Raw genomic sequence first — 26,000 nt, forward strand, 5'->3', positions numbered from 1 at the left:
CGCCCAAGCTGGACGTTACTTCAGCTTCTGCAGCTGTTCCTTATAGGCACGTGCGAACTCGCGGCTGAACAGATCGTGGAAATCATTCTCTGCCTGGTCCGAAATCTCCGCGTACATCTTCTCATAGACTTCCCAATATTGGGTCTTTTTACCCTTGAAAAGTGACCCAAGTTTGCCAGACCCTTCAATTTTTCCGGCCAAAACTTCGGGATCAAGACGAGACAGCACGCCTTTCAATGCCGCCTCCATGCCTGTCACCATGGCGATCTCATGCGCCTTGATGTCATTCAGCGCCTCCTCGGTCGCTTCTTCCGAAGCCAGATAGCCTTTGACACGAGGTTTCACGAGCGCTTCGATTGCCTGCTCTGGGCTGATCGAAAACTTCAACGGGTTGTTCCCACCTGCGCTGATCATCGTCTGATCGATCCGGAATTCGGACTTGATCGAGGTGCGCGTCATCAGGATCTCGCGCAGACCAACAATCATCGTTCGGAGCACACGGCCCAACCGGCCCATCGTTGCGGGCAGGTCAGCATCGTCAATGCGTAGATCATCCACCTCAAGCGCCTCAAGCAAAGCGCGCGCCGCCGACTGATCTCCAGTCGCGACAGGTGTAGCGGCCTGTATGTCCACTTTTGCTTGTTCCGGCGCAGGTACGGAAGATGCAGCTTCGGGTTTGGGGATCGGTGGTGGTGCAGCAGCCTGCCCACCCGGTGTCGGTATAGTTGGCGGCGGAGCCGGGTTTTGTGGTGCTCCCCCGAAGGGGTCTGTGGGTGACGCGCCTTGTGGCGAAAGCAGGTCATCATCCCAATCATCCGGAATCAGATTTGCGCCACTGCTTGGAGCCGAAAACGCATCCGAGGCTGACGGATTGTGCATCGGATCGCTGGCCCCCATTTCCTGATGCGCATCTTTTGGTTTCGCAAAAAATGGGTCGTCATCATCCAAGGGCGGCAACAGCTCATCCATCGGGTCAGGTGTTGAAATTTGGCCCGGCCCTTTCGGCGCATCTCCCCCCAACAAATCATCAAGGAAATCCCCGCCCGGCCCTGAATCGTCCAACAGAGCCAACGGGTCCGGCGCATTTTGCGACTGCCCCGGCGAGACTCGATCCTGTTGCCTCGGCTGAGGAATCATCTCTTCGAACGACGGCAGATCGGCGCCGATTTCGACCACCATTTCATATCCACCTGCCGTCAGCACATCACCGTTGTTCAGCGGTGTGGGCGTCCGGCCCAAAGCGATCTTGGAGTAGTTCAGAAAGGTCCCGTTAGTCGACAAGTCCACGATCACCACGTTGCCATTGTGATCTTCGATGACAAAATGGTTCTTGCTGAGCGTTCGCTCAGGGTCGGGGAGGACAAGGTCATTGGCCGGTCCACGCCCCACGGTCAAAGAACCCCCCTGCATCGACACCGGGCGCCCGTCGCCCGGCACAATGCCGGTGGATTGAAATTTTAGTGTGACCGTCATTCGTTTGTCTTCATCCTCCAACCAGAACGGTGGGGCAGCAAGGCGGCAGGATCGGACCACCGCAGGCGCAAGTATCCATAACCCGCGCCGCCGGAAGCTTGCCAATCAGCACCGTCGCCGATCCTTTCAATATAGGATGCGGAAATGCAGGTGTCGCCAAATCTGTCACACGCGCCGCTGGCAGTTTCGAAACCAGAACGGTTGGACAACAAGGTGGCATGATCGGCATCGGTACCGGCGCAGGAGGCGGCGGCGCTGGCGGCGGTGCCGGCAGCGTGCATGCGTGCAGATCAGTTACACGGGCCTGTGGAAATCCCATGTTTATTCCTCCGTCCCTGGACCGGCACCGTCGCGGTCCAGATTACCATTCCCACCCCGAGCAATATCGACGCCGCGATCAATCAGCAACTGTAGGTAGGCATCAAAATCGCCTTCGTGATTGTCCATCGCAACAACATTCATTGCAAACGCCACGATTTCCGCCGCCCCGAGCGGGGCTGGCATAGTCGCTAAATCGCCGGTTCCCAGCGTACCATCTGAATAGAGCACGCCAATGGCACAATTCACGGTTTCGTCATCCGGGTCGGCCAGATCAATGGTTTCCCCCGCTTTTTGCCGGTTTTCGGGCGTTGGGCGAAACACCCATTCCTCGGATGCAGCTAAAGCGCGGGTATTGTTGTCCGGCGCTTTGCCGATGTAGTCGCGCGCGGCCAGGCAAGACCACCACACGCGCTCACGTGGCGGCAGCGCAACACCCAACAGACGCAGTACATCAATGTAGGCTTCCTTTTTATCCAATTCAGCCAGAACAACATCCAATGCAGCGCTGGCCGGGGCATCAAGTTCAACACTGAGCCGCGCGTTGGCGTCGGCCAACATCCGGGCGGCGGGCACCTGCGGGACCTTGACCATATCTGCAAATCGTTCACTCATCGGTCAGCCCCCTAGTTGATCATCGTCAGGCCGCCCTTGAGGGTCAGCATGGCATCGCCGTTTACAGTCGTCATCGGGCTCTTTGCATCCAGTTTGGCATTCGCCTGAACCTTGATCATCGTACTCTTGATTGTAATGCTTGTCGGATCCAGTTTGATCGATGACCCGCCCACTTTCAGTTCAATCGACTGCATCGCGGTCATCGTGATCTTACCGGATTTCGCATCGACCTGAATGTTGCCGGTATTCACGGTGGTTGTCTTGTTACCCGTCTTTACGGTTTCAGCGACATTCCCTGTGACCGTCCGGGTGGATTTACCCTCAATAGTCTCGGTCTGGTCAGTCTTGATCCCGATGGTCTGGCTGCCCGTTTCGATCGTAAAGGTGTGATCCCCTTTCTTGATCGTTTCGTCAACGTTTTGCTTAACCACCTGGCTCAGACAACCATCACCGCCATTCCCGCCCGTGTCCAACTCATCGTAGCCAATGGTGATTGTGGACTTGTTCTTGACCAGCTTTTCATGATCCTTCTGCGCCTGAAAGCGCACCAGTTCCGCGTCCTTTTTGTCCTCGAACATCAGTTCGTTGAACGTATTGGTGGCGCCACCTTTGGTTGACCGCGTTTTTATCCCAGATTGAGTTTGATTATCCGGCAGCTTGTACGGCGGCATGGTTTCCGCGTTATACAGCATACCGGTACAAATCGGACGGTCCGGATCGCCTTCTTCGAACTGAATGACAACCTCCTGTCCGATCCGCGGTATATGGACCATGCCCCAGTTCTTACCTGACCACGGGGTCACCACACGAACCCAGCAGGTAGTTTTTTCGTCCTTTTTACCCTCGCGGTCCCAGTGAAACTGAACTTTGATGCGACCGTATTTATCAGTCCAGATCTCTTCTCCGGATTTGCCGGTCACAATGGCAGTATGCAGACCCGATATCTCGGGCCAGGGAATGGTACAAAGGGATTTGAATTCGGTCTTGGCGGGCTGAGCCTCGAACTCGACCATGAACATTTCGCTGTTGTCTTCTGGAAACTCCAGCGCGCCAGTGTCCAGATCTTTATCCTTCTTCTCAAATCCGTATCCTTCGGTGGTCTGGAGGAAATACTTGGCACTTGTTATCAAATACTCCCCGTTCTGCTCTTTGTCCGGATGGTCTTTGAGCGTGAATTTCCGGCCTGTTTCCAGCGATCGAACCGAAGCCCGTGCCCGGCGTCGAGAAAACAATGCATCCTGTGCGGTCATACGCACTTTTGCTCTGGTATTACCCAGCCCAGTTTCCTTGTAATGCCCGGGCGTGTCGTACAACTCCAAGTCCTCTTTGAAGGAATGGCCCGGCTTTGTGCCCGTTTTCGAACGGGCGTCCAAAGATGCCGAGGGCTTTTCAAAATCAAAATCCCCGAGCGACACAACACCCGATCTGATCGATTCAGATGCAGCCCATTCTGTAATAAAGTCCCCCAGACGCTGTTCATAATCGTCACCGCCACGAAACTCTACCTTGGGCTCTCCTGTTATTGGCGTATGCGCAGAAGGGCTATCACACAGAACCAGCTTTTCGTTTTTACCGTCGGCGTCCGAACAATCGAAGTAATAATAAATCCCTTCTTCCTGCATCAAACGCGAAATGAAATCAAAATCGGTTTCTCGGTATTGAACGCAGTATTCGCGCTTGGGGTGTGTGTTGGTCAGGCTCTTTTTGTAATCCGAGATATTGTGATCTTCTTTGAATATCTTCTCAAAAATCTCGACGACCGTCATATCCTGAAAAATTCGACTATTGGTTCTCTGTGTCAGCAACCAGAACCACGGGCGCAGCTCGGCCAAGAACTGCACCAACCCGTCTCGCAGGGCCAGACGCTCTACCCGGACGATGGTACCGGTGAATTTGCGTTTTGCCCCGTCCTCTGCGGCCAGGTGAATCGTCATCACCTTTCCCAACAGCTTGTCCAGTTCAATCGTCGTCTTCTCTGACATGAATTCGACCTGAATCTCGGTTAGTGTTCCAAGCTCTTCGGTCACGATGGCGCGCCTGAGAACCAGATCGTCTTTATCGTCACTACCCTTGTATGGATATGAACCGGTGATCCGAAGGGGCCACTCTTTACTTTGAAGACTTTCCGCCATTTACCATTCCTTCCAAATCTCGTTCGACACGCCGTCACAGATCGGCCAGCAGAGCCGCCAGTTCCGGGTCCATTTCATCTTCATCCCCGTCATCCCCGGCATCATCATCAAATGCCGAGAGAAAATCATCCAGACCGCCAGAGTCATCGTCCTCAAGATCCAGGTCAAAATCATCATCATCCAGATCCGATGCGTCGTCATCGTCAAGGTCCAGACCAAGATCGGCATCATCGTCCAGACCCAGATCATCGATATCAAACTCATCGTCCGAGGCCGCCTCTTCCGCCTCGGGCTCATCCGGCACATCCGGTGATGGCGCCGGAGCCGGGACGCCTGACCACGGCCCTAGCAGCTCCTGACCCGCGACCGAATTGAACGATCCCAGCCTGATCTCATCCCGCCCTTTGACAGACAGCAGGGGCATATAACCGCGCTGAACCGAATGTTCGTGCTTGTCCAAACTGATATTGCGCTCGGTGCAGGGCAGAGCCACCTGATCGCCATAGCGGTCGTTTACGAAATGATAAGGCATTCCACCAAGGCTCATGACTGAACCCAAATTCATCGCCTTGCCATTCTGCTTGAAAGACCGTGCAAGTAAGATCGTCACCAGCACCGCTGGGTTGGCCCAGAGCATTCCGCGCAATCCTTCAGCCTCGGTGAATTCCTCGAATTCAAACTCATAGATTGGTTCGGACTTGGCCCCGTATGGCCGACGTAGCAGAAAGCGTGGCGATGCAAGCCCGACATGCCCGGCTTCAGGCATCATGCGGAACGTGTCCCAAGCCTTGACCACTAATGGGTGGCGGTCGTCTTTCTTGATGTCCAGATAGGCGGGTGTAATAGCGCTGATAAAGGGCGCATCCACATGTGCAGCAACCCGGCCCACGCGCCCGAGAAGTTCTGCATGAGGCGGTGTTTCCTCGAAAGTATAAAGACCGATCAGCGCAGAATATCCCCCGCGTCCGTTCTCCTCGTCCAGGGGTTCTTCGGTCAGCAAACGCACAAGCCCGGTTTGGGCCAGATCCTCTTCGGCGGCCAGATCGGCGGCGATTTCTTCAGCGGATACATCGTAGAGGATCACATCCAGCGTATCGTCATCTTCGACGCTGCGGGCGATCAAATCCAGACTGCGCCATTGCGCCTCGACTGACTGAAATTCGGGATGATGCAGAACCAGCCGCATCGCCGTACTCAGCGCGTCATCTACCGCAGTCTGCATAGCTGCGACGTCGGGACTGGGTAGTTTGTGGATATGCGGCCCAACCACACGCTTCAACAGATCGTCCACCGGAGAGGGTTGCGCCAATTCACCGCCGGTATCACCGATCAGCTTCTGAAAATCGCTCAGTTTCAGATCAGCTCGTACGGTGTTGCCACCCGAAGACTTGCGCGGTGGAACCACAGCCTTGCCAAATTCCTCTCCCCATGCGGTCAGCTGTTTTGCCGCGTGATCCGCCGTTGCTCCGGAACTCAATTGGCCTTTCAGGCCCGCCAGACCCTCAAAAAGCTCAACATTTTCGTACAGCTCATCGGGATGCAGGTCGTCGAGCTCATTCAGTTTCACCTCAATCCCTGCGCCCTCCTTCCCGATGGGCAGCACAAGTGTGGTGGCGAAGCCGGCGATCACATCCTCAATCGTATCCGGATCCAGCAGGATCGGTTTGCGCGCGGCCAAAGCGTCCCCCGTCTCCATCTGGCCCCTCGCAGAACGGCCCGAGAAATCGCCAAAAACTGCTATACGAAAACGGCTACGCTTCAAGCGTTCAGGATCGGGCCTGTCGGCGCTCATCCGACCAAAAGCGAGCATCGGTTCCCCATCCGGTTTGGCCCCTTCCGAAGCGACCTCGTTATCGGTGCCCTCGGATTCGTCATCGTCCGACAGCAGATCGTCCAAATCAAAGTCATCTGCGTCATCGGACATAGTCTCTTCTTCATCCGAGTCTTCCAGCAAACTGTCCAAATCAAGATCGTCCAAATCAGTCTCGGCACTTTCGGATCCTGATGCGTCATCGGAGGAGTCATCCTCGTTGAACAGATCGTCCAAATCCAAATCGTCGAGGTCTTCCTCGGATATTTCCGCCGCGTCATCATCCTCAGACGCGTCGCTGCTTAGCAGATCGTCCAGATCGAGGTCATCCAGCTCATCAGGCACAGGATCTTCTTCATCCGTGTCGTCCAGCAGACTGTCAAAATCCAAATCGTCCTGATCGGTCTCGGTGCCTTCAGCTTCTTCCGCTTCGCCGGTCGCGTCGTCATCGCCAAGCAGGCTGTCCAAATCCAAGTCGTCGAGGTCCGCCTCAGAAGTATCCCCAGCGTCTTCTCCTTCGGTCGCGTCGCTGTCTAGCAGGTCGTCGAGATCGAGGTCGTCGGTATCGCCTTCTGATACGGGACTGTTATCGTCTGACGAGTCATCTTCGAAAAATTCATCGAGGTCCAAATCGTCCCCGTCTGCTTCCTCCGCAGTAGCCTCGGAACCCTCATCATCCAAGGCCAGGTCTCCGAGCAGATCGTCCAGTTCAACCTCATCCGAGGTCTCCTCCTCGGTCGCGCTGTCTGACAAATCGCCTAGTAAAGCATCCAGATCGTCACCGTCATCCGCACTTTCCTCGGGAACGTTCTCTGCCAGATCGCCGAGAACATCATCTAAATCTTCTGCGTCATCCGCGCTATCGAGATCCGGAATTGCTGCAAGGATATCATCCGCTTCATCATCCTGATCCAAGTCCTCTGGTGCCATGTCGGCAATATCGCCCAAAAGATCATCGATGCTGCTGTGTTCAGTGTCCTCCTCGGGCGCAGCGTCGGCAAGGTCGGATAGTATGTCATCTCTCTCGTCGTCGTCATCGGCCTCTTCAATGACCGGTAGCGAGGCCAACGCGTCTGCTGAGGAGGTATCCTCCAGCGCTTCGTCATCCGGCGCCAAATCCGCGAGGTCGCTCAGCAGGCCATCTACAGTGCTGTCATCCAGGGCATCATCTGGCGCAACATCAGCGAGATCGGACAGGATGTCACTGCTATTGTCGATGTCCTCGGCTTCGACAACATCAGGCAGCGACGCCAGAGCATCGCTGGCTAAACTATCCTCGGCGGTGTCCTCAACCGGCGCCATTTCGGCAAGTTCACCAAGCAGATCATCAACACCACTGTCTTCAGACTCGACCTCCGGCTCTGCTTCGGCAAGGTCAGACAGGATTTCGGAATAATCGGTTTCGGTTGCTTCTTCTGTCTCTGGGAGGGACGATAGCGCCTCTTCTAGGGAATTGTCCTCGGCAACAGCATCTGAGGCCTGATCTGCGAGGTCGGACAAAATGCCTGCTGCCTCATCTTGCGCCTCGTCTTCTGCCATGTCTGGAACTGAAGACAAGGCGTCTTCAACCGAAGTATCTTCTACGGCCTCTTCGGGGGTTGCACCTGCCAGATCAGACAGCACGCCAGCGGTCATGTCGGTTTCGTCGTCGCTTGCAATCGCTTCCGGTAATGAAGCCAAAGCATCGTCCAGGGACGTATCCTCAGGCGGGTCTTCGGGAGCATTGACAGATAGGTTCGATAAGACGTCTGACGTCTCATCCGGATGTTCGACGACCTCGGTTTGGGGCAGCGTCGCCAATGCCTCGGCCACTGAGTGATCCTCGGGAGCGTCCTCGGGGGCCAACTCCCGCAATGCATCCAGTGTCGACGCTGGGTCAGGATCTTCAACCGGGCCGCTTGCCAGCGTCGCCAACAGTCCAGGATCGGCCAGAATCTTTTCGATCAACGCCTCGGCTCCGGCCTTGCCGTCCATATAGGCCATGAGCGTGGCTAGCTGAGTGCGCGCGTCCAGTAGTTTCTGCAGCGGTTCAATCTTGGCCGCGATCTGGGCCGGGTTGAAATCACCCATCTTCTCAAATGTCAGGTCCACCGACAGATTGCCATCACCTGTCAGAGTATTGGGCACCGAAAATGCAACACGAGGAGCCATCGCCTTCATGCGGTCATCGAAGTTGTCGACGTCGATCTCGAGAAATTTGCGGTCGGAAATCGAGACGGCTTCGGCCTTGGACTTCCCGGACAGATCACTTAGAACTCCCATCACGAACGGTAGCTGAATCTTTTTCTCGGCCCCGTACAATTCGACATCGTATTCGATCTGAACCCGCGGCGCCCTGTTGCGTGCAATGAACTTCTGAGAACTGTCAGCCATCGCCCTGCCCTTTCAACTCCGCAACCTCGCGACGCAATGCTTTCACTTCGACAAGCAGTTCCTTAACGCGATCGTCAACTATGTCCGTTTCGCTGCGTACCAGTTCACGAAGATGCGAAAACTCTTCGACTGACTCGTCTTCGACCGCTGACTGCATCGTATTGACCAGTAAACCAATGAACAGGTTCAACACTGAGAACGCAGTTATGACGATAAATGGAACAAAGAATAACCACGCAGTTGGATGTGTTTCCATCACGGGACGCACGATGCCCATCGACCAGCTTTCCAGCGTCATGATCTGGAACAGCGAATACAAGGACCGGCCCAGCGTGCCGAACCATTCGGGAAAATCGGGGCCATACATCAGCGTAGCCATGACAGCAAAGACATAGAACACGATCGAAATCATGATGATCACTGCGCCCATGCCCGGCAACGCATCAAGCAACGCCTGTACCACAGCGCGCATCTGCGGAATGACTGACAAAAGGCGCATAGCGCGAATGACCCGCAGCCCTCGCAAGGCTGAAAGGCCATCGCGATTGGGCAACAGGCCTAGTGTCACGACCACAAGATCAAAGATGTTCCATGCATTTCTGAAGAAACTCAGCCGGTAAGCATAAAATTTCAGCAGCAACTCGGCTACGAAAATACCAAGGACGATGCTGTCAAACGTGGTCAGGAGATGGCCAACACTGGCCTGTATGGACGCCGAAGTCGACAATCCCAGCGTGATCGCATTGAAAATGATCACGCCAAGAATGGTGTTGGTCACAGCCTTGCGTTCAACAAATGCACGCACGGTGTCGCGGAGCGTTTCGCTCTTCTCGATACCGGTATCCAACATGGCCTCCTGTCGTCTAGCATCTGTTGGGCGCACAAGTGGCGCGCCCAACGTGTCAGGGTTCGATCAACCTACAGCGTCGCTGATGTTGTCGATCATACCTTTCACGGTCTTGATGTTGGTGAACATGTTCTTGGCTTCCGTCGCGATGGTTTTCTTATCCAACGCCTTGATCTTGTCGATGATCGCGGTGTCATCCACCTTCAGACCATTGCCTTCCATCAACGCGTTCATATCATTTAGGAAATTCTCGCGATCTTCCAGCTTCTTTGAAAGTTCACTGGCCGAGCGTTTGACGTTCATACATTCAGCGCCCAACTTGATCCCCTCTTTGAGGGTCTTGGAGCCTCTGGCCGCCTTCATCAATTTGTCTGCCGAAGCGCCCAGATCATCCACTTTATGACGTGTCTTCGTCGTATGTTCGCGGTATTTCTCGCGTGCCTTCTTTGCGTCCTCCGCCTTGCCTTTCACCGCTTTCGCTGCGAAATCCAGCATATTCTTGGCGATAGTCTTGGGGTCTTTGCCCTTTGTAACTTCCTCACCCATCGCAATAGCTTTGGCGGTGAATTTCTTAATCGCCTCCAACGGCTTTTTCGGCGAAATACCGGATGTATCCGTGATACCTTGTCGCTCGGCCGCCTGCATGATGACAGATTCACGCAATTTCATGTAATTCTGGATTGCCTTATACAGGTCCTTGCGCAGCTTTTCCTCACCCTTGAGCTGTTGCTGAAGCTCCTTGCCCAGAGAATACACTTGCTTGGCAATGGTCTTGTAGGCCATCGCATCTGCGCCCGAAGATGCCACCAACCTCGCGACTGCGCCACTGATCTTGATGACGCCCATGGTTACCTTCACCGTGGTTTTTATGCGCGCCTCTTTCAGCAGCTTGTCTTTGTTCGCTTCGTCTTTCAGCTTCTTTTCGATCGCCACCTTGGCCGCACCTTCGGCGGAGGCCATGGCATTCTTGATCGACTGATTGACGCCCTGGATCAGCTTTTCCGCCTCGTCCTGGGATTTTTTCCCAGGCGTCTTCATCAACTCCCCAACTTTTTTGTCGAGCCGGACAGCCTCTTGAGTGATCGTCTTTTCGTAGTCGTCCAGCACCTTCATGCCAGCATCTTCCAGACGTTTCAGCGCGGTTGAGGGTACCGGTGAGGGCTTTTTCAGCTTACCCGATTTCGTGATCTCGAATTCTACATCAACCCGGTATTTTGGGATTTCGATGTATTCAAGCTTTGGCTTCGACCGGATCAGATCGACGACGTAAAACTTGTGCTTGGTAACTGTTGTCTTTGCCATCTTGGGACTCCTCCACTGGCGATAATCTATTGAGTTATGATCCGTCCGAATGGCGGCCTTTGTCAGTCAAACCCATAAGTGAATTCGCCGTCTGTGACCTCGATCACCACTTTTGAAACTTCGTGCCCTTCCATCATACGACGAAGGAACTCAGCCGAGATATCAGGCAGCATCGTATTGGTCACAATCGCGTCGATCATGCGGCCTCCGCTGTCCAATTCCTGGCAACGATTGACGATCTCTTCGACCACTGAGTCAGAGTATTCGAAGGGCACGCCATGAGCGTCCTGAACACGTTTTTTGATCCGGCCCAGTTGCAGTTTGGTGATCTCGCCCAACATTTCAGGGCTCAGCGGGTAGTAGGGGATCGTGACCAAACGTCCCAAAAGCGCGGGCGGGAAAACTTTGAGCAGCGGATCACGCAGCGCTTTGGCCATCCCCTCGGGGTCGGGCATCAAGTCGGGGTCCGCACACATATCCATGATCATCTCGGTCCCGACATTCGAAGTCAGCAGAATCAAAGTATTCTTGAAATCAATTACGCGACCCTCGCCATCTTCCATCACGCCCTTGTCGAAGACCTGAAAGAAAATTTCGTGTACATCAGGATGCGCCTTTTCGACCTCATCCAACAGAACTACCGAATACGGTTTGCGTCTTACCGCTTCGGTCAGCACACCGCCTTCGCCGTATCCGACATAACCCGGAGGTGCCCCTTTCAAACTGCTGACGGTATGAGCTTCCTGATATTCGGACATGTTGATCGTAATGACGTTCTGTTCGCCACCATACAAAACCTCGGCCAGTGCCAGCGCGGTTTCCGTTTTGCCAACACCACTGGTACCTGCGAGCATGAACACACCGATCGGTTTGTTCGGATTGTCCAGTCCCGCACGGCTGGTTTGAACCCGCTTGGCGATCATCTTCATCGCATGGTCCTGACCGATCACACGCTTGGCCAGGCGCTCTTCGAGATTCAGGATGGTCTCGATTTCGTCTTTGACCATGCGGCCGACGGGGATACCTGTCCAGTCACCGACGACGCTGGCCACCGCCTGATGATCGACGATGGGCAGGATCAGCGGGATATCGCCTTGTAACTTTTCCAGTTCTGCATTCTTGGCCTTCAATTCGGCCAGCAGTGCCTCCCGGTCGACGGGTTGCGTATCCGGGGCTTCATCGGTCGCGGCTTCACCCTCGGCTGTTCCAGTTCCTTCAACCTCCTGACCACCCTCGCGCAGCTTGGCACGCAGGTCGAGAATTTCTTCGACCACCTTTTTCTCGGCGTCCCAACGTCCAGTCAATTCTGCCAGTCGCGCTTCCTCAGCCACTTTCGCGGCATTCACCGCTTCGCGCCGCTCGGCTACGTCATACCCTGCTGTCTCATCCCGCTCGATGATCTCCAACTCGGTCGTCAATGCCTCGATCCGCCTTTGGCTATCGTCGACTTCCGCCGGAACCGCGTGCTGGGATACCGCAACGCGGGCACAGGCGGTGTCCAGAAGGCTGACTGATTTGTCGGGTAACTGACGTGCGGGGATGTAGCGAGCCGATAGCGTCACCGCCGCCTCGATCCCTTCGTCCAGAACTTGCACACGATGGTGTTTCTCCAGCATCGAGGCGATACCGCGCATCATCAGCACAGCTTTTGGAATATCTGGCTCTTCAACATGCACGACCTGAAAACGCCGGGTCAGGGCCGGGTCTTTCTCAATGTATTTCTTGTACTCAGCCCATGTAGTCGCGCCGATTGTACGCAATGTACCACGCGCGAGCGCTGGTTTCAGAAGGTTGGCCGCATCTCCTGTCCCTGCGGCACCACCAGCACCAACCAATGTATGCGTTTCATCAACAAACATTACGATCGGCGCCGGGCTGGCCTGCACCTCGTCAATCACCTGACGCAGGCGGTTTTCGAACTCTCCCTTCATCGAGGCCCCGGCCTGTAAGAGGCCCACATCCAACACCAGTAAGCGCACATCCTTCAATGCCGGTGGCACGTCACCACGTGCAATCCGCAGCGCAAACCCTTCAACCACCGCCGTTTTACCGACGCCAGCCTCACCAGTTAAAATTGGGTTGTTCTGACGGCGCCGCATTAACACATCGACGATCTGACGGATTTCCTCATCGCGACCCACAATCGGATCGATCTCGCCGTTGCGCGCCTGTTCGGTCAGGTCAGTGCAGAACTGCTCCAACGCCTCACCTTTACCCATCGCGCCGGGTGCCATCGCACTGCTGGCCTCACCAGGTTCGGCCCCGCCCCCAACATTGGAACCATCCTGTGCGCCCAACGTATCCTCAGGAGAACCATCTGTGGCCTCAGCAAAGCTGTCGGCCAGATCATCCGCGCCTATCTTCGCAAGCTCGGGCGACATACTGCCCAGAATATTGCGCAGCGCGGGCGTCTTGAGCATGCCCAAAATCAGATAACCCGTGCGTACTTTGCTATCGGAGTATAAAAGCGAACCCCAGACCCAGCCGCGTTCCATCGCATCCATTAGATGGTCGGAGAGGTCCGAGATCGAGGACGCCCCGCGCGGCAGCATATCCAGACTGCGGGTCAGTTCCGACGCGATCTTGCCCGGATCCAGATCATAGTGCTGGATGATCCGGTGAATGTCGCTGTCTTGGCCATTAAGGATTTGATGCAACCAATGCTGGATCTCGACATAAGGATTGCCGCGCATCTTGCAAAATACAGTGGCCCCTTCGATCGCTTGATAGCCCAGCTTGTTTAGCTTGCCGAAAAGCGAAACACGGCTGATTTCCGTCATATTCAATACCTCTCGTTGGGTGCCAGTTCTTTGGCCTCGAATTCTTGTGTCGTGTAGCCGGGGTACAGAATCAGATCATCTGCATCCGACTGGGTTGTGTCCGCTTCATTGCGGCTTTTGATCCAGCTTGTGTGACCCAGCTGCGTCGTGCCGCCCAGCGATGCGCGGGGCACTTCGTCTCCGGCCAGAACCAGATTGATCTCCCAATCCAGAGTGTCGCCGACATAGGTGCGTAGGATCGCCTCTAACCGCTGCTGCGACAGGCCGCCGGGAAGCAGGCGTTTGTAGTCTTCTAGTGAAACCGGCCCTATCCGGATTCGAAATTTGGCCGACCGAGACCAAACCCGGCTTCCGATGCTGGTTGACTGTCCCAGACGAGCGGGCCCACCCAGTTGCCAGGTATCATCGGGCTCAAGTTCCAACCAGGATCCTACAAATTGTTGGATGTGTGCCTCGATGCCGAAATAGTCGGACAGTATCGCGATTAGACCTTCAGCTGTCTTGGTGCCCGATCCCAGATGCCCGGCGAAAAATCGGCGTAGAATGTCCGACATCGCATCGCGATCTACGAACGACTGGCCTTTAAAACCGGCCAAAGCAGCCACCCGCTGTTCGAACGGATCATCCCCACGATCGAAGCTGGGTGCCGGTTCGGCTGCTGACCATGCGCGGTACAGCAAGCTCATCATTCGGTGCGTCAGCATGTCGGCAAAAGCGACAAAAGTAGGATCGCGGTGATTACGTTGCCGGTCGCGGGCGAATTCCGTCAAGTGCAACGGCAAAGGGCCTTGCGGGCCGAAGAATCCAAAGAATAGGTTGTTCAGCTTGCCGGGTGCGTTTTCTGACGCCGGTTCAAAACGGGTTAGAGTATTGGGAGGAAAGGCCAGTGACACATCCTGCCCCAACCGCACTTTGTCTTCGCGCGGACGGCGGGATTCGCCCAACCTCGGTGCATCGGAATAATGCGCCTCGATCACCCGAAGCGCCTGAAAGACATGATGCCTTTCAGGGTCTGCCGCCAGCGCGGCAAGCAGGCTCAAATGATCCTGCCCAGGCCGGCTGCTGGTCGCCATCTGGCAATCTCTCCTCGTCTTTCGGTTTTCAGAACGGTTTCCGTGAAACTGTTGATCGTCGTATATTTACGGAAGAACCGTTCAAGCACGGCACCCAGAACATATACGCTGGTGCCTTCGTAAAAGCTTTCATCAAACCCCAACGTGATCTCCAGACCGCGCACGGCTGTGCTGAGCACTTCGTCGCTCATCCGACGCACGATTGGGCGACTGGTAACAGACGCCACGCCTTCCAACTGTTTTTCGGTCACTCGATTTCCCAGAGGAGCATAAATCCCCAACAACTCGCGCAGCGCGCCTGCACCGCCTTCCGCGCCATCACCAGAGATCGAAAGATAGTTCAGACTCAAATGGCTGATTAATTTCCAGGCTGCATCCCCCTGAGCCAACGTCGCATGAGGTCGAGTTGGGGTTACGGGTGTGCGTACCGATTTTACTGGCCCACCTTCTGGCAGATGGAACACATCTGTCCCTCCCGCCGCAAGCAGCATAGGAAGATCCCGGTTCGAGCACAGCGCCTCAACCGCCAACTGGTCAAGCGATCCGGGGTAAGGGGCCTGAGCCCGATCTACCAGCGTCAGATACACTTCAGAGCCCAGATAAGATGTGCGAACTCCGCGCAACCGTTCTTTTTCGTTCCGTTGCCGCATCCGACGCTTGACCGTGTAATAGGCCGAGTGGTTATCGCCCGCAGCTGTCAGATCGGTGTCGCTGTAGAACGGGCGGAAAGGAATGTCCCCTTCTTCATCGGACTGAATCCCGGTCACGCGATCAATCGAAAATATCTCATAATCCAAACCAGCTGTCCGGTTCGGCACAACATGGTGCTCGGTGTCCATTTGCGTGATATGAACCCGGTCACATCGGCGGTGAAACAGATTGACAGCCGGAACTGTGTTCAGCGCAAATGCCGCAGGCGTAACCGCCGGAGCGACATCGCGCATCCCGTCCTGCAGCAGGATATAAATATCAACATCACTGCCCGCCGACTGTTTCAAAGCCTGTTGCAAGCCGGTCAATTCGACGAACAGGAAACGTTCGGGCATTGCGAAATATTCCTGCAACAGACGATAGCCGTCAAAGGATTGGCGCGGTGTCGGCAGCAAAGCTTCGTCAGGCTCGAACCCTTTGGGGATAACATCTGCCTGGTTTAGGCGAACGGTCCAGTCCGCACGCCGATCTGTCGACCGCCCTGTCAGGCCCACGCATTGAGTCGCCAGCAATTCATGAAGCGCCCATGCCTTGCCGCTCTGGGTGTCCAGATGCAGCACAAGATCGTCCAAACCCAGTTCTGCCATAGGTTCGCCGTCGGTGCGTCTCAAACGCAACCGGATGCCAGCCCGGGCGTCAGTTTCCTTGGCCACACCTGCTGCGACCAGTTCACCGCGCCCGTCAATGTATTCGGCTTCGGTAATCTCAATCGGCCACAGCGTCATGTCGGCCGAGGTCCTGAATTCACACGCGGTCTGCTCCCCTTCTGCCAAGTAAGAACGCAACGTCGCACCACGTGAAATCGTATAGCCCTCTTTGAGGGCTGCATTACCAACGTCCGGTTCAAACTGCGCAATCATCATGGATGGTGTCGGCGCCAGATAATGCGGATAGACAATTTCCAGAAGGTTCGACGTGAATGTCGGGAACTGCATTTCCAGTTCCAACTGCACGCGCGCCGCCAGAAAAGCGCTCCCCTCTAGCAGGCGTTCTACATAGGGATCGACAACTTCGATCCCTTCCATCCCCAGACGGGACGCGATCTTGGGATAAGCGGCAGCGAACTCTGCCCCCATTTCGCGAAGAAAGGCCAGTTCAGTTTCGTAGTGTTTGAGCAGGCGGGTATCCATCGCACTAACTCCGCTCGATCGCGACTTCGCCGGTCGTAATATCAACGCGACTGCGCAGGTAGAGTTCCAGAGGCATCGGCTGAGCCCACATTACAGCGCGTATATCGTATTCTACGTGCATTTCGCCCGATCCTTTTTCGGACCGCAAATCAACCGAGACCGAGCCCTTCATAATACGAGGTTCGAATACCTCGATCGAATCCGCGATAGAGCGTTGGATTCGCTGGGCTTGTCGCAGTGTTGAAAACGACCCCGAGCTTTCGCGGATGCCGTAATTCAGAACAGATTTCGACGCGTAGGGATAAGTATCTTCGTCAATCAGATCGGATTGATCTGTGGTATTGAGCAACAAGGACAGATCACGCTGAATGATTTCTCTCAGGCGGCCCACGTCGATCACACGAGAGTCGCGCCCTTCCTTTTTCTGATCCGGCGCGTCGTCCGTCAGCCGATCCAGAAGCGAAGGCTGCAAGCGTTCGGCAAGGGTCTTCTCAGCCATCTCCCGCCGTTTCCCCGGTCCCGGCGGCCACGTTCAGTACCAATTCGCGCACATCCAACAAAGCAATATCGGATTTGTCCGTGGTCAGTATGCGCTGACCCAGGCCGGTAAAGGTATCAGATCCCGCATCGACCCAACTTGTCGCACGCGCCAACCGAGCGGCATCGTCTCCGTATTCTGTCGTTCCCGGGTATCGGGTAGGGATCAACGCCGCAATTTCTCCACCACTGGCAACAGTCAAAGTGCAGGCCGTCCAGACGGCGTCACGCAGGTCGCTGGGTGCCTCGATTTCAAGTCGAGCAATCTGAGCAAACGGGAGCCAGAAATAGCGCCCGTTCACAATAACCTCCAGCACCGGACCCAGACGCATGTCAGCATCCGCGATCCATTCGAACGTTTCGCCATTCACGGTACCTGACGTTGCGGGGGCCGCGTCGAAGGCTTTCGCCCGCATCTCGGCAGCTTGTTCAAGGTTCCCACCCGCGGTCAACTTCTGGGCTTCAATCAGATGCGCCAGCCATTCTTCGGGCTCGCCAAAGATCATCGGAGTTTTCTCGGCCGCAAAGACCTTTTCGCGATACACTTCGCAAATGATGGCCTCGCGGTAGGTCTTGGCCATCATTGTGGCCGCCTCATCCATTTCCGCGCTCAGCTTCAGTTGAGTGATCGCGCGTTTCCAATCTCCCATGACGCAAAGTAATTGAAACAGGAAAATCCGGAGCTTAGCATCAGCTGGATTTGTGCGGATTTTATCTTGCAACGCAGTTAGCGTGGCAGTCAGATCGCCTGTTCTTAGATGTTCTTCCGGCGTCATGAAGCCCTCGCGTCGTCAGGATGATAAAAAAGGAAATAGCCTTGGCGGAAAATATACCGTCAAGGCCAATTTTTTCTCCAAAAATCAGCTGACGTCGCCGGTTTCCAGATTCCACTTGAACTCGTTGCAGTCGCTGAGTTTGCCGGTTTTGAAATCGGCGATCTTGTACTTGATCGAGATGCCGCGATACGCAACGGTCCACTGTTCTGATGGGATCGATTCTTCGCCCCCACTAACCGAATAGCTGTCGACGATAGCGTCGCGCAGGGTGAAGATCAGATATGGCTCCATACCTTTCTTCTCATCGTCACCCGACCGGCACAGATGAATCGTCATCTCGCCGTTGGACTTGCCCGAAGCAACATAGGTCATGAGCTTGGCCGAGGCTTTGCTGAGCTCGGTGCTCAGCGTGACTTTGCCGAAATTTGCATTCGCATAACCACGCTGGGTGGTGCCCATGTCGCCCATATCCAGGGTGCGCGCGACCTCCCAACTGATCTCTTTACAAGCGATCCAATCGGTATGTTGTTTTTCCCTGGCCTCACCGGGGAAGTCCATCTTGATGAATACGTTTTCCATTTTACCTTCCTTCAAGGGCTAATGATGACACTGAGATATTCGAGGTTTGAAATGGCGGCAGTGAAGCACTTCACCCGCCGCCACTTTTTTTTCGGTTTAACCGGCTTTTTCCGACGGAAGTTTCGAAACTAGGCGCAGAGACACCGATAGCCCCTCAAGCTGGTAGTGTGGGCGTAAGAAAAACTTGGAAGTGTAGTATCCGGGGTTCCCTTCTACGTCCTCAACAACAACCTCGGCGGAAGCCAGCGGTTTGCGCGCCTTCTCAGCCTCAGCAGAAATATCAGCGTTGAAGTCAACATACTGGTTGATCCAGTCCTGCAACCAGGATTCCATATCCTGACGGCTTTTGAACGAACCAACTTTGTCCCGCACCATGCATTTTAGGTAGTGAGCAAACCGGCAGGTCGCAAACAGATATGGCAGACGAGCAGCCAGATTGGCGTTCGCAGTCGCGTCAGCATCGTCATACTCGGCGGGTTTATGCAGCGATTGCGCACCGATGAAGGTGGCAGCGTCGCTGTTTTTGCGGTGGATCAACGGCATCATGCCATTCTTGGCCAGTTCCGCTTCGCGCCGGTCCGAAATCGCTATCTCGGTTGGGCATTTCATGTCAACGCCACCGTCGTCGGTCGGGAAGGTGTGCGCTGGCAGGCCCTCAACGGTACCGCCGCTTTCCACACCGCGGATCCGCGAGCACCAACCATATTCCTTGAAAGACCGATTGATGTTTACCGCCATGCCATAGGCCGCATTCACCCAGCTATAGCTGTCGCTATTCGCACCGGTGGTGTCTTCCTCAAAGGCGAACTCCTCGACCGGTTCGGTTTTGGAACCATAAGGCAGACGCCCCAAGAAGCGCGGCATGGCCAGGCCCACATATTTGGAATCTTCACTTTCACGCAGAGACCGCCAAGCAGCATATTCCGGGGTCTGGAAGATCTTGGTCAGGTCGCGCGGGTTAGCCAATTCTGACCAGCTGTCCATCTGGAATAGGCTGGGCTTGGCACCGGTGATAAGCGGCGCATGGGCAGCAGCGGCAATCTTCGACATTTCACCCAACAGTTCGATATCCTGCGGGCTGTGATCGAAATGATAGTCTGCGACCAATGAGCCATAAGGCTCACCACCAAACTGGCCAAACTCTTCTTCGTAGAGCTTCTTGAAGATCGGCGACTGATCCCACGCGGTACCTTTGAACTTGCGCAAAGTTTTGTGCATGTCCTTTTTCGAGATGTTCATCACGCGGATTTTCAGCATCTCGTCGGTTTCGGTGTTGTTCACCAGATAGTGCAGACCACGCCACGCGCTCTCCATCTGCTGGAAATCGGCATGGTGCAAAATCAGGTTAACCTGTTCGGTCAGCTTCTTGTCGATCTCAGCAATGATGCCTTCGATCGAGCGCAGCGCATCGTCCGAAATTAGACCAGTGTTGGCCAGGGCCTGTTCGGCCAGTGTTTTCACTGCGCTTTCAACGGCAGTCTTGGCCTGGTCCGATTTCGGGCGAAATTCCTTGGTCAGCAGAGCTTCGAACTCGGATGATCCAAATGCGGTTGCGCCTTCGGCGGCTTCTACCTTGGCTTCTTCATCGGCCATCTTTTACTCCTCCTCAGCAGCGTCGTTGCCCGGCTTGGGCTGGGCTGCCAGTGTCTTTAGCAGGCTGGGATCCTGCATAATTTTTGAAATCAGATCCTCGGCCCCGGTTTTGCCATCCATATAGGTCATGAGGTTGGACAATTGTGTGCGTGCATCCAGCAGCTCTTTCAGCGGTTCGACCTTGGCCGCGATCGCGGCCGGGCTGAAATCATCCATGCTTTCAAAGGTGATATCTACTGCCAGATTGCCTTCGCCTGTCAGGGTGTTGGGCACCGTGAACGCAGCGCGCGGCGCCATCGATTTCATCCGGTCGTCGAAATTGTCTACATCAATTTCCAGGAATTTCCGGTCCGCAACGGCGGGCTGTTCGACCTCGGATTTGCCAGCCAAATCGCTCATGACGCCCATGACAAACGGCAGCTGTACTTTCTTCTCGGCTCCATAAAGCTCGACATCATATTCGATCTGAACTCTCGGAGCCCTGTTCCGGGCTATGAATTTTTGTGAACTGTCAGCCATCTGTTGCTCCTCGACTCATCCGTCAGCTTTTTGTTTCGATCCACGTTCCAGCGCTATCGCCGGAAACGTATCAAAATCCATCGTCATCATCATCTTTCAATCCGCCGATCTGGCGCACTTCGTCCAGACCCTCTTTGGCCATATCTTCGATAATCGTCATAAAATCTGCATTCACAAGCCGCTTTGCCCGTTCCAACAAAATCGGTAGCGGGCTGGAAGGTTCGCAGCGCGCATAATAATCCATAATGCGTTCCAACATTCGGGTAACGTCTTCGGGCGAGTTGACCGCACCACCGCCTGCAGGCGCAGCAGCTGGTCCTGATCCTGATTTAGCCGCGGGTGCATCCATTTCGTCCACGTCGTCATCTGCGGTGTCACCGACATCAGCGTAACGGGACATCGCCTGCTTGATGCTCTTCAATGCGTCAATCAAAGGGTCCAGATTCGGGCCTTCTCCCGGGGTCTTGTCAGCAAAGACAGCATCGATAGAGTTTACATTCTCAAGCGCTGATGCAACCGCTTCCGCGTTGGCGGAAAGTGTTTCTTCATCAGTATCCTTGAAAGCGGCGGCAACGCTGTTTTCGTCCGGGATGTCGTCCAGATCGGCCGGCATGTTTATGCGGCCATCGACAACATCCAGATGACGTAGGGTGATGCGTCCGAAAGTTCGGCTTTCCGTCAAGCCAGTGCGACGTAGCGCTCGTACCATACGTTCAGTCGAGGCCAGACCACGCACCGCGTTGATCCGCATCGTCGCGTCGCCATCATCTTCGTCCAACTCAGGGTGACAAGTATCCCAGAATTCATCCAGCAGAGATCTGACGTAATTTATCGAAGCTGAAAATTCAGTAAGACCCTTTGTATGCAAAACCGCTTCGGCCAGGTAGATCGCGGCGCGCAAATCATGGCTCTGTTCCATAACCGCTAGCGCTTTGGCCTCGACATCAGCCCAATCTTGTTCTTCAGCGGCGACGACCTCGTCGCCCATCTGACGTTCTTCCCCTGGCTGAGCCGCGATCTCAAGATCAGTAAATGCCGGATCATATTCCAGGTTTTCACCGCTTGGCTGATCTTCGCTTCTAGGCTCCAGATAAGATGATAGTTCCATACTCTCCCCAATAACGTGGCGGTTGTCTGCCGCTTGTCCGTTTGTTGGCACCGCTTAACGTGATATTCCCGACAACCGATATGAACTACTTCACACGATGACAAAGCTTGCAAACATTTCGCGTTTTATGCGCAGTCATTGTTATGAATCAGCCCCATACCAGGCCCAAAGTCAAACCTAATAAATACGTTTTTTTTACGACATGGTTTGGCCGCTACGCCGATAAGGCACGCTTTTTTCGTTTGGCAGACGAAGTTAGATGCCGAGGACTAAAATTTCCTCTTCTCGCATGCAGTCCGATGCTGCAATGATCATGAAAGGTCCGAACCCGATCGAGCGGACCCTGGCACACCGTCTTCACAGACGACGCCTGCGGACGACTAGGAGAAACCGGCAATCGAGAACGGGAATAAAATGAAAACAGGGATATTTGCAGTCATTGCACTGACACTTGCAGCCATGATGGCGCAGGCTGACGAAGGTAAACTGTCCATTGAGTTGAACAAGTTTGAAACTGGCGAAGCTGGGGGCTGCCGCGCTTTCTTTTTGTTTAGCAACCAGACCGGTAACAGCTTTGAAGAATTTGAAATGTCACTGGCGATCCTCGACGGCGACGGAGTGATCGATCGCTTGCTGTCCATCGACGCAGCCCCCCTACCGGTACAACGGACCGTTCTAAAGCTCTTTGAGATTCCCGATATTGATTGCTCAGATATTTCCGAGGTGCTTTTACACGACCTGCCCGCGTGCAAACATCAGAACGAAAACCCTGTGGATTGCTTCCCGCTATTAGCGTTGGACAGCAAGACAACAGCGAATCTGGCGCAATAAGCCATGCCGGGGTTGGAAAATCTGGGCACCGGAGGCCCAATCATCGTCCTTCTTGGCCTACTGTCCTTGCTGTCGCTGACAGTGATCGTGGTCAAGGTTATCAGGCTCGCGCCGGTACGCGCTGGAGGGCCCGCTCGGGACGCGGCATTTGTCCAATGGTCAGTCGGAGACAAAAAATCTGCGCAACAGGCCGTCGCCGCAGGTAAATCACCGGCGGACCGTGTTTGTGCCTATGCCATGCAAGCGCTTATCGATGGCTTCAAAGGGCCTGCGCTGATGGCCGAGCTGACGCGTCGCGGCAATCAAGAATTCGCCGTAATGAACAGCTGGCTTCGCGTTTTAGAATTAATCGCCATGATCTCACCTTTGCTGGGGCTTTTAGGCACAGTGACCGGAATGATTCAGTCGTTTCAGGAATTGGAGCTGGCGCAGGGTGCGGCTAACGCCTCGGTTCTGGCGGGTGGTATCTGGCAGGCGCTGTTGACGACCGCTGCCGGGTTGTTGGTCGCCATTCCAGCTGCCATCGGAGCCTCTTTGCTGTCCGGACGTGCCGAAGCAGGGGCGCAGTCCATAGAGAACGCTGTTGGCAATCTGATGGTGCTTGAGGAGCGCGGCGCGCATTAAGGAAGCTTCGATGTACAGCGATATCAGCCTGAACAGACGCAAGCCGACCCGGCCATTGATCTCTCTGGTTCCGATGATCGACGTAATGTTGATCCTGCTGGTGTTCTTCATGGTCACGTCGACTTATCTGAACCTAGACATGATTCCGGCGCTGGCACAGTCCAACCGCCCGGTCCCCTCGCAGGCAGCCAAAACCGAAACTGTATCCGAAACACTGCTTATTCGCATCGGAACAGACGGTTCCCCCTTTCATCAAGGTAAGGATTTCACCCGGGACGAACTAATCAGCTTGCTGACAGTCCGCCTTAATCGGAACCCTGCGCTTCAGGTCATCATCCTGCCGACCGGAGGTGCTCGACTACAGTCGCTTGTAACTGTCATGGATATTGTCACAAGCGCTGGGGCCGTGAACATGCGCGTGGTCCGACTGGAGGCCCGCCAGTGAGGATATCTCGCCCTGCTCGTCGCCATCACCCCGAGACGATCATCGCCCTGATCGATGTGGTGTTCTTCCTGCTGGTCTTTTTTATGTTGATCGGCCGCATGGACGCCACTGCGCCGTTTGATGTAACCCCACCAACGGCCCTGACCGGGGCGGACATGCCAGCGGGAGGCATCACGTTATCCGTAGCGGCCGATGGGACGATGGCGCTAGACGGCGAAGAGGTATTTCTGCAAGACATTAATCAGCGCATTCAGTCCCAACTGGAGGCCGATCCAGACATTCTGATCCGGATCAACGCGCATCGCGACGCTGCATTACGCGACATCCTGCCCCGGATCGCCCAATTCGAGGCGATGGGTGCACGCGACGTAGTTCTGGTGGTGACACCTCCGGGGCCTGCACGGTGATCAAGGGGCCGTTCATATGGGGGGTTGGCTTAGTCTGCTCGCTTGCCCTTCATGTCGGCGGCGCTCTGGCCCTGATTTGGAGTGTTGAGCCAGACCCGGTGACGAAGCAGCCCGTGCCCGAGACCCGGATGCAATTGTCCGCCCATCAGGTCAAACAAAGCGAGGCTATCGAAGCACGACCGGAAGTCGAGGCTGCGCCGACAACGGATGCAATTGGGGCGCAGCTGGATCAAAGCGCGATACATCAATCGACCGCAGCTTCGAAGCAACTCCCACAGCAGACGCTTGCGGCAACCCAGGCGAAACCGGATGCTCTGGCACCGCTTGAAAATTTGGCCAAGCCGATACAGCAAGTCACCGGCGCGCCTCAGCCCTTACAAGCCGCAGCAGTGTCACCATCTCGGTTGGTCCCAGCTACTTTGCAGGCGAATCCGATCCTTTCAAGCTCACCGCAAGAGCAGGCTTTGCCCCCCAAACCTCCAAAACAGGTACTGGCCCAGCCTGTGAGACCCCAACCCGTCGCCCTAAAGCAGACAGTCCCTGATATCCCTCCCACCAACGCGTCCGAGGTGTTTTCAACCACGGGCAATGAACCGATCGACCCCGTCTCTCTGGCGGCGCTCCAGAGTTTCATGCGACCCGAAGACGCCGGGAATAGCGCTCAGAATCTGCGGGATGGAATCGATGGGCTGCTGGCGCAAATCCCGTGTGCGCGGTTGCAAGTTCAATTTCAACCCGACACCAACACATTGCAGGTCATCGGTCATATCCCCGAAGACGGATTGCGCAATCCTGTACTGACAGCCCTTCAGGCACAAATGGGAAACAACATACGGGTTGACGACAAGCTTCACATCCTACCTCGCCCACAATGTGGCGCGCTCAGTGGCATCGCGGATGTCGGATTGCCGCAATCTACAGATCAAATCACCAATCCGCTTCTCATCGGAAAGGACATTCATGCGCGCGAATTTCACTATGTTAAAGGACAGCAGCTGATATTGGACCTGACCGGGGCGGATTACGACGCTTTCGTCTATGTCGATTATTTCGATGCCGAAGGTCAGGTGATCCACCTCAGACCAAACGTGTCAACTCCAATGGCGCCGACGCCTGCAAATGCTGCTTTGCAGATCGGCGCAGCGGAACCGGGTGACGCGGGCCTCTTTGTTACGATAGGGCCACCTTATGGGCAGGAAATAGCCGTCGCCTTCGCAGCGTCGGAACCGCTGTATCAAGACGATCGACCGTTGGTTGAACCTGCCGAGGGATATCTGAATTTCCTGAAATCACGAATTACCGAAGCACGCAAAAGCAACCCGAACTTCAAAGGAGAATGGGTTTACTTCTTCATCACTACGACCGAGCGGTAGACATCGTCTTTTTCCATAAGAGTTAATTGAGGCACACATCGATGGATACGTTTCGTATCAGCCACAAACCTATGCCTTGGCAGGTGCGCGGATACTCGTTTTCACCGCAAAGCACGGATCTGTTCGCACGGCAAGATTGCAACATAACTTCTGATGTGATGCAGATTACAGTCTGGGCCTAGGTTGTGTGGCAAACAACAATGGACAGAGAGAGTTTACCAAGCGTAAGCTTGGAGATGAAATTGATTAGTTCAGAGAGTTGGGAGGCTATTATGGCCCGAGTTTCACTGCCAATACTATTGTCGGGTACGTTCATTTTGGCAGGATGCGAACTGCCGTGGACTGCAGAGACACAAACCGTTCCATCAAGCCCCGCAACACAACCTGTTTCAGCGGCTTCGCCAACACCTACCCAAGTGTCGGCCCCAGTGGTCCAAACTGCTCCCGCACCAACCGAAAGCACGTTGATCTCCGGCGAAGAGCGCCAAGGCGACGGAGGTGGCGATAGCGGTGGAGGAAATGATGGCGGTGGAGGAAATGATGGCGGCAGTGGTGGCGGTAGTGGCGGCGGCGGTGGAACCGGCGGCGGCGGTGGAACCGGCGGCGGCGGCGGCGGTAGCTGGAACTAGCGCAGGGATATAAAA

At 55.1% G+C, this 26,000-nt stretch carries 22 protein-coding genes and 1 pseudogene; 6 read left to right on the plus strand and 17 right to left on the minus strand.

What is annotated here, in order from left to right:
* Positions 1–15 precede the first annotated feature (15 nt).
* The 17 genes and pseudogenes from tagH to tssA form a co-directional block, all read right to left on the minus strand.
* Positions 16–1,473 (minus strand): type VI secretion system-associated FHA domain protein TagH, encoded by a 1,458-nt coding sequence (gene tagH, locus ACR0KN_RS18130; RefSeq protein ID WP_480655525.1) that lies wholly within the window; start codon positions 1,471–1,473, stop codon positions 16–18.
* A gap of 10 nt (positions 1,474–1,483) precedes the next feature.
* A complete protein-coding gene (locus ACR0KN_RS18135; RefSeq protein ID WP_010443407.1) occupies positions 1,484–1,792 on the minus strand; it encodes a PAAR domain-containing protein in 309 nt (102 codons plus the stop codon).
* 2 nt (positions 1,793–1,794) lie between these two features.
* Positions 1,795–2,406 (minus strand): DUF6931 family protein, encoded by a 612-nt coding sequence (locus tag ACR0KN_RS18140; protein WP_480609474.1) that lies wholly within the window; start codon positions 2,404–2,406, stop codon positions 1,795–1,797.
* Between the two features lie 11 nt (positions 2,407–2,417).
* On the minus strand, positions 2,418–4,538 hold the full coding sequence (locus ACR0KN_RS18145) for a type VI secretion system Vgr family protein (RefSeq protein ID WP_480609477.1): 2,121 nt from the start codon (positions 4,536–4,538) through the stop codon (positions 2,418–2,420).
* 34 nt (positions 4,539–4,572) lie between these two features.
* Positions 4,573–7,983: a type VI secretion system contractile sheath domain-containing protein gene (locus ACR0KN_RS18150; RefSeq protein WP_480655589.1), complete on the minus strand. Its 3,411-nt coding sequence runs from the start codon at positions 7,981–7,983 to the stop codon at positions 4,573–4,575.
* A 240-nt stretch (positions 7,984–8,223) separates the two neighbouring features.
* Positions 8,224–8,721 (minus strand): annotated as a pseudogene (gene tssB, locus ACR0KN_RS18155) (type VI secretion system contractile sheath small subunit); the annotation flags it as partial.
* Entirely contained in the window at positions 8,714–9,571 is an 858-nt protein-coding gene (locus tag ACR0KN_RS18160; protein WP_170472001.1) for an ion transporter, read from the minus strand. The gene ACR0KN_RS18160 and the pseudogene tssB (ACR0KN_RS18155), both read right to left, overlap by 8 nt.
* Positions 9,572–9,634: 63 nt before the next feature.
* The gene (locus ACR0KN_RS18165) at positions 9,635–10,870 is read right to left on the minus strand and encodes a hypothetical protein (RefSeq protein ID WP_480655528.1); all 1,236 of its coding nucleotides are present in this window, start codon (positions 10,868–10,870) and stop codon (positions 9,635–9,637) included.
* Positions 10,871–10,932: 62 nt separating this feature from the next.
* Entirely contained in the window at positions 10,933–13,650 is a 2,718-nt protein-coding gene (gene tssH / locus ACR0KN_RS18170) for a type VI secretion system ATPase TssH (RefSeq protein ID WP_480655530.1), read from the minus strand.
* A gap of 2 nt (positions 13,651–13,652) precedes the next feature.
* Positions 13,653–14,723: a type VI secretion system baseplate subunit TssG gene (gene tssG / locus ACR0KN_RS18175; RefSeq protein ID WP_480655532.1), complete on the minus strand. Its 1,071-nt coding sequence runs from the start codon at positions 14,721–14,723 to the stop codon at positions 13,653–13,655.
* A complete protein-coding gene (gene tssF, locus ACR0KN_RS18180) occupies positions 14,687–16,564 on the minus strand; it encodes a type VI secretion system baseplate subunit TssF (RefSeq protein ID WP_170543733.1) in 1,878 nt (625 codons plus the stop codon). Before tssF ends, tssG begins: the two co-directional genes overlap by 37 nt.
* Positions 16,565–16,568: 4 nt before the next feature.
* Entirely contained in the window at positions 16,569–17,063 is a 495-nt protein-coding gene (gene tssE, locus ACR0KN_RS18185; RefSeq protein ID WP_010443398.1) for a type VI secretion system baseplate subunit TssE, read from the minus strand.
* On the minus strand, positions 17,056–17,877 hold the full coding sequence (locus ACR0KN_RS18190) for a type VI secretion system accessory protein TagJ (protein ID WP_170777112.1): 822 nt from the start codon (positions 17,875–17,877) through the stop codon (positions 17,056–17,058). Before ACR0KN_RS18190 ends, tssE begins: the two co-directional genes overlap by 8 nt.
* An 84-nt stretch (positions 17,878–17,961) precedes the next feature.
* Positions 17,962–18,456, minus strand: a complete 495-nt coding sequence (locus ACR0KN_RS18195; RefSeq protein WP_010443396.1) for an Hcp family type VI secretion system effector — start codon at positions 18,454–18,456, stop codon at positions 17,962–17,964.
* A 96-nt stretch (positions 18,457–18,552) separates the two neighbouring features.
* Positions 18,553–20,049, minus strand: a complete 1,497-nt coding sequence (gene tssC, locus ACR0KN_RS18200; RefSeq protein WP_010443395.1) for a type VI secretion system contractile sheath large subunit — start codon at positions 20,047–20,049, stop codon at positions 18,553–18,555.
* Positions 20,050–20,052: 3 nt separating this feature from the next.
* On the minus strand, positions 20,053–20,568 hold the full coding sequence (gene tssB / locus ACR0KN_RS18205; protein WP_010443394.1) for a type VI secretion system contractile sheath small subunit: 516 nt from the start codon (positions 20,566–20,568) through the stop codon (positions 20,053–20,055).
* A gap of 70 nt (positions 20,569–20,638) precedes the next feature.
* Complete coding sequence (gene tssA / locus ACR0KN_RS18210) at positions 20,639–21,676, minus strand: type VI secretion system protein TssA (RefSeq protein WP_480655536.1); 1,038 nt, start codon at positions 21,674–21,676, stop codon at positions 20,639–20,641.
* 462 nt (positions 21,677–22,138) lie between these two features.
* Here tssA and ACR0KN_RS18215 point away from each other — a divergent pair, with 462 nt between their 5' ends.
* The 6 genes from ACR0KN_RS18215 to ACR0KN_RS18240 all read left to right on the plus strand — a co-directional run bounded on the left by ACR0KN_RS18215 (position 22,139) and on the right by ACR0KN_RS18240 (position 25,985).
* The gene (locus tag ACR0KN_RS18215) at positions 22,139–22,507 is read left to right on the plus strand and encodes a hypothetical protein (RefSeq protein WP_480655538.1); all 369 of its coding nucleotides are present in this window, start codon (positions 22,139–22,141) and stop codon (positions 22,505–22,507) included.
* 3 nt (positions 22,508–22,510) lie between these two features.
* Positions 22,511–23,131 carry a MotA/TolQ/ExbB proton channel family protein gene (locus ACR0KN_RS18220; RefSeq protein WP_480655540.1) on the plus strand — a complete coding sequence of 207 codons (621 nt, stop codon included), beginning with the start codon at positions 22,511–22,513 and terminating at the stop codon, positions 23,129–23,131.
* A gap of 10 nt (positions 23,132–23,141) precedes the next feature.
* The gene (locus ACR0KN_RS18225) at positions 23,142–23,576 is read left to right on the plus strand and encodes an ExbD/TolR family protein (protein ID WP_170775594.1); all 435 of its coding nucleotides are present in this window, start codon (positions 23,142–23,144) and stop codon (positions 23,574–23,576) included.
* Entirely contained in the window at positions 23,573–23,983 is a 411-nt protein-coding gene (locus tag ACR0KN_RS18230; protein WP_170543700.1) for an ExbD/TolR family protein, read from the plus strand. The genes ACR0KN_RS18225 and ACR0KN_RS18230 overlap by 4 nt, the downstream gene beginning before the upstream one ends.
* Positions 23,980–25,356, plus strand: coding sequence for a DUF4384 domain-containing protein (locus ACR0KN_RS18235; RefSeq protein WP_480655543.1), 1,377 nt, complete (start codon positions 23,980–23,982; stop codon positions 25,354–25,356). Before ACR0KN_RS18230 ends, ACR0KN_RS18235 begins: the two co-directional genes overlap by 4 nt.
* A gap of 272 nt (positions 25,357–25,628) precedes the next feature.
* The gene (locus tag ACR0KN_RS18240; RefSeq protein ID WP_480655545.1) at positions 25,629–25,985 is read left to right on the plus strand and encodes a hypothetical protein; all 357 of its coding nucleotides are present in this window, start codon (positions 25,629–25,631) and stop codon (positions 25,983–25,985) included.
* Positions 25,986–26,000 lie beyond the last annotated feature (15 nt).

The sequence above is a fragment of the Ruegeria sp. AP7 genome (assembly GCF_056539905.1).